5 protein-coding genes are annotated in these 5060 nt (G+C 64.6%); 4 read left to right on the top strand and 1 reads right to left on the bottom strand.

The window, feature by feature from the left end:
* Window positions 1–152: 152 nt before the first annotated feature.
* The gene (locus tag Q8P38_12605; GenBank protein MDP4015441.1) at window positions 153–1232 is read right to left on the bottom strand and encodes an NDP-sugar synthase; all 1080 of its coding nucleotides are present in this window, start codon (window positions 1230–1232) and stop codon (window positions 153–155) included.
* A gap of 24 nt (window positions 1233–1256) precedes the next feature.
* On the opposite strand from Q8P38_12605, the gene Q8P38_12600 reads away from it, so the two are divergent.
* The 4 genes from Q8P38_12600 to Q8P38_12585 form a co-directional block, all read left to right on the top strand.
* A complete protein-coding gene (locus Q8P38_12600; GenBank protein MDP4015440.1) occupies window positions 1257–2015 on the top strand; it encodes a TIGR03089 family protein in 759 nt (252 codons plus the stop codon).
* A gap of 94 nt (window positions 2016–2109) precedes the next feature.
* Window positions 2110–3510, top strand: coding sequence for an LCP family protein (locus tag Q8P38_12595; protein ID MDP4015439.1), 1401 nt, complete (start codon window positions 2110–2112; stop codon window positions 3508–3510).
* Window positions 3510–4430 carry a patatin-like phospholipase family protein gene (locus Q8P38_12590; protein ID MDP4015438.1) on the top strand — a complete coding sequence of 307 codons (921 nt, stop codon included), beginning with the start codon at window positions 3510–3512 and terminating at the stop codon, window positions 4428–4430. The genes Q8P38_12595 and Q8P38_12590 overlap by 1 nt, the downstream gene beginning before the upstream one ends.
* 94 nt (window positions 4431–4524) lie before the next feature.
* Window positions 4525–5060, top strand: a 536-nt coding sequence (locus Q8P38_12585; GenBank protein ID MDP4015437.1) for a hypothetical protein, incomplete at its 3' end; no start/stop codon positions are given.

Raw genomic sequence — 5060 nt, 5'->3', positions numbered from 1 at the left:
ACACCGGCGACACCCCGATCACCGAACCGTCAGCCTGACCATCAAGGCCCCACCCCGAACACCGGGACGGGGCCTACGTCATACCGCCTCAACCGCACCCACGATGACGCCGACATCCTCATCCAGCGTGGCGGCTAACAGCGCCTAGCGGATCATCGATCAGACGAGAACCGGATCGACCCGTCGGGGATCGTAGCGTCGGGCCAGACCCGGGCGCCCTCCACCAACTCGACTCCGCTACCTATCCGCGCTCCCTCAGCGACGACCACGCCGCTCAGGCGAGTTCCCGCACCGATAACAGCGCGGTCAGCCACTACACAATCGACGAGTTCGGCATCCAACCCGATCCGGACACCGTCCATCACGACACAACCGCGCACGACAGCCCGGGAGTCCACGCGGCTACCGCGACCGATCACGGTCCCCGCGTCAACGACAGCATCGGCGGCGACCTGAGCACCGGGAAGTATCAGGAAATCACCGCATGGACCTGGCACAGCGCTGGAAGCCACTTTGCCCTGAACAAGATCAACCGAGCCCCGCAGGAATGACCGGGGGGTTCCCAGATCGAGCCAGTAGCCGCTGTCCACGACGCCAGTCAGACGATCCCCGCGGCTAAGCAGCATGGGGAACGTCTCCCTCTCCACCGACACAGGGCGGCCCGGCGGAATCTCGTCGATCACGCTTCGCCGGAACACGTAGCATCCGGCGTTGATCTGGTCGGTGACGATCTCTTCGGGAGTTGTCGGCTTCTCGCGGAACTCGACTACCCGATCATCGGAGTCAGTCGGCACGAGCCCGAATGCCCGCGGATCCTCGACGCGGGCCAGAAGCAGCGAAACGACCGCATCAGTCTCCAGGTGCCGCCTGACGAGCCGCGGAACATCCATCCCGCTGAGCACATCTCCGTTGAGCACGAGCACAGGGTCGTCAGGACCTGAGCGAAGGGCCACGGCCGCATGCCTGATCCCGCCACCTGTGCCCAGAGGCTCATCCTCAGTGACGACGACAAGTTCGACTCCGAAGTCGGAGCCGTCTCCGAAGTAGTCGCTGAACACCTCGTCGCGGTAAGCGGTGCCGAGCACGACGCGCGTGACGCCCGCGTCGCGTACGTGAGCGATTTGATGTGCTGTGAATGGAGCGCCAGCGACCGGCAACATCGGCTTGGGAGTGTTGATCGTTAGCGGCCTCAGGCGGGTGCCCTGCCCGCCCACCAGCATGATTGCTTCCACGGTGATCCACCGTAGCCTCGTGGAGTGGCAGGAATCTTCGACTCGCTCCGCATTGCTGCGAGAACCAGCGGATCCAGGCCCCTCGTGACGTGGCTTGGCCCGGACGGGCAACGTTCCGAGCTTTCGGTCTCGGCGCTTCTGAACTCGGCTATCAAGACCGCGAACTTGCTCGGCGACGTCTATGAGCTCGGGCCAGGCGACACGATCACCCTGCGGCTCCCCCATCACTGGCAGGTGCCGGTGTGGCTGTCCGCGATTGACGTCGTGGGCGCGCACGTGATCCTGCTACCGCCCGGGGCACCGGCGCCGCATTGCACAGCGACAGTTGACGCCGACCCCCGGCATGCCGTCGAGAGCTCAGCCCGGCTAGCGGTGGCCGTCTCGACCCATCCGCTCGGCTTGCCCGGCGATGTTCCCGAAGGGGTAATCGATCATGCCCGGGAGATGCTGGGGCAGCCCGACGAACTCGTCACTGAACTTTCCGATGGCCTAAGGCTGACCACGACGGATCAGGGCACGCTCAGCGGCGCCGACATCGTCGAGCTGGCGCGAGGCCCGTGCCGCGACCTGGGCGCGCGCGGGCGCCTGCTGTCGGCGGTGCCGCCATGGACAACGCCGGGTGTTCTGGCAGCCTGGGCCGTACCAATTCTCGCCGAGTCCTGCGTCGTCCTAGCTGACGCAGCGGCGGGGCCGATCGCCGAATCCGAGAGAATCACCCACATCGCGCGGAACCACGGAGGCACTCTGAAGGTCACACAATGGGATCGAACGACCACTGGCTGAACTCCATTCCGGGCCGAGGGCAGTAGTCTGACCCGAACGAATGACGTCTGGGGCTTCGCGCGACGGACGCGCGCAAGCCACGGGAGGTGGATGAATGTCGCCTGATGAACCGGTGACTGAACCTCCCACGTCGCCCCTGAAACGTCGCTGGCCGAAGATCGTTGGCGTCACCGCTGTGGTTATCGCCGGAGTCCTCGTGCTGGTCGCCGCAGTGTCGGCGTTTCTACTGAACCGGCTCGCCGGCAACATCCGATCTTTCGAGGCCTCGACAGACGAACGGCCTCAGGACTACGAGCCCGTCAACCTGCTCCTCATGGGCAGCGATACGCGCGGCGGGCGCGGAAACATGAAATACGGATCCGATGACGGGCGCGACGGTGAGCGAAGCGACACGACGATCCTGCTGCATATCTCAGCGGACCGCAGCCGAGCCCTGGCCGTGAGCATTCCACGCGACACGTGGGTGAGGATGCCAGCTTGCGCCAGTCCAAACGGAGCGTTTGACAGGTTCAACCACGCGTTCGAAGAAGGGGGCGCTGGGTGCACGGTTGATCTGGTGAAGAAGATGACCGGAGTGCCGATCCATCACGCCGTCGTGGTCGACTTCCGCGGATTCAAGCGCGTAGTAGATGCCATGGGCGGGGTCGAAGTCTGCTCGACCCGCCCCATCGACGACAAAGACTCCAAGTTGCACCTGCCGGCCGGCACGACGATCGTTGATGGCGAAACAGCCCTGGGCTTCGTCCGCGTCCGCAAGTCCGTGGGCGACGGGTCTGACATCGACCGGATCAAGCGCCAACAGGCTTTCCTGTCTTCCGCCATACGCCAGGCAACAAGCAAGCAACTACTCCTCAACCCCGTGAAGCTGTACAAGATGCTCGATGCCGCCACGGGCGCACTCAAAGTGGACAAGGGCCTTGATGAAGTCTCGGAGATGAGGGACTTCGCCAGCAGCGTCCGGGGCATCGAACCGCACGACATCACCTTCGTCACGATGCCGTTCCTGTGGAGGAACGACGCGAATATCGATCCCGACCGCGCGACAGCCAGGGCGATCTGGAAGGCGATCAAGAACGACACGCCTTGGCCACCACCAGTCAGCGTCGGACCCGACGGCAAGAAGGTGACAGTCCCCGCTGACCAGATCCTCGTGCGAGTGGTCAACGCATCCAGCATCCCCTCTAAGACCAAGACCGTGCCGGTCCGACTCAGAGCCCTGGGATTCCAGGTCACGGACGTCTCCACAGCGAGGACGCGTGCGGTGACACGAGTTTTGTACCCGCCGGGCCAAGAGGCGGCCGCACGAACAGTCGCTTTCGCCGCCGGGAACGCTGAACTCGTGTCCTCGCCGTCCGTCGAAGTGATCACCTTGCAGATCGGCGAGGACTTCGCCGGAGTCGCTGACAGGATCGTCGTGGCCAAGCCCAAGGGGGCGCCCGTCGCCAATCCCCAGACAAAGCCAATCACCGCGAACGAAGTGATCTGCGCCGACTGATGCCTCGGATAGGCCTGGTCCTTGGAGGTGGCGGATTCACCGGCACCGCCTTCCACGCCGGTGTCATTACCGCCCTCGCCCGTGAAGGCCAGTGGGACGCCCGCGGTGCCGAAGTGATCGTTGGAACATCAGCCGGATCGACTTCAGCGGCGCTGCTCCGCGCGGGCTTCCCCCCGCTGGACTATGTCGGCCGGGTCTGCGGGCATCCGGTTTCGGACGAAGCGCGCGTTGTTCTGGCCGGGATCGGACGGGTCCCAGATCCGCCGCGAAGACCACCCTGGCGGCTCAGGCCAGCATCGCCCGACCTTCTGCGGCGGATAGTGCGAAAGCCTCTCGGGTACGCCTTCGGGACGGCCATCGCAGCCGCACTCCCCGAAGGAACCGTCCCGGTGACGGCAGTCAGCCCAGGATTCGGGCCACTGTTCGAGACTTGGCCGACGCGCGAGATGTGGATCGGCGCGGTGAACCTGGAGACGGGCCGCCGGGCAGCGTTTGGGCGCGACGCAACCGCCTCAGTCGCTGAGGCCGTCGCTGCTTCCTGCGCGATTCCCGGCTACTTCCAGCCAGTGACGATCGACGGTGATCGCTACGTTGACGGCGGCGCCCACTCGTTGCACAGCCTGGACCTCGTCGCTGGTCTAGGGCTGGACTTGGTCATCGTCTCTGCCCCGCTGGCAACCACCGATTGGCTCGCGCCGGATCCGGGTAACCTGCCGCGCATTGCCGCGAGACGGCAGTTGGAGCGGGAAGCCTCGGTCGTACGCCGCGCTGGAACGCCTGTGCTGATCATCGCGCCTGACGCCGGGTTGCGCAGGCTCATGGGTACCAACTCCATGGTTCTGGCCAAGCGCGCCCGCGTTGCGCTCGCCACGCAGACTCATGTAACCCGCCTGCTGCGCCAAGGTCGGATCCTGATTTGATGACTCACGCCGCGCGACACGGCTATTCCAGTCGCTATGTTGCTCGTGTAGCTCGTGCGCGCGAATGACGCGACTGAACAGCAAGGAGAGCGATATGGCTGACGCAGGCTTGGAAGCGTTCTTAGGCAGAGTGATGGAGCATCTCCCCGGATTGTCCAGCGACCGCTTCAGTAGCCAGTCCTGGAGGTTCGAGAACCGTCCAACCAACGAAGGCCTGGGGCTCAAGCCGCGTGTCGAGCTGGACGTGGACAAGGTCGCGGCGCGCATCCTGGACGTCGAGGCGTACTCGGCCAACATCAAGTTCGTCGAGAGCTGCGAGATGACGAACAAGATCTCGGACTCAGAGCAGGTCTACACCCAGCGGATGAAACTGCCAGCGCTTGGTGGAATCCAAGTGTCTCTGCACATGGTCGATCTCGGAGAACGTGATGGCTACCGCGTCGTTGGCTGGAGCCAGGACGACGCCGGCACCGAGGCCCTCAATCCGAAGCAGGGCGGAGCGCGCACCCAATACAACCTCGGGGCGTGGCTGATCACGCCAACTTCACTGGCTTACGCGCTTTCGGCAGCGCCGGTGAAGAAGGACGTCGGAGGCCTGAAGTTCGCGATCATGACCAAGGGTTCTGACGC

The organism is Candidatus Nanopelagicales bacterium, from assembly GCA_030700225.1.
Lineage (GTDB): Bacteria > Actinomycetota > Actinomycetes > S36-B12.
Note: the sequence above shows the minus strand (reverse complement) of the source record. Positions and strands in the feature narration are given on the sequence as shown.

Excerpts from the sequence above, each read along its gene's own strand:
- Q8P38_12590 (MDP4015438.1), top strand. The coding sequence starts at position 3,510 with ATGCCTCGGATAGGCCTGGTCCTTGGAGGTGGCGGATTCACCGGCACC.
- Q8P38_12595 (MDP4015439.1), top strand. The coding sequence starts at position 2,110 with ATGTCGCCTGATGAACCGGTGACTGAACCTCCCACGTCGCCCCTGAAA.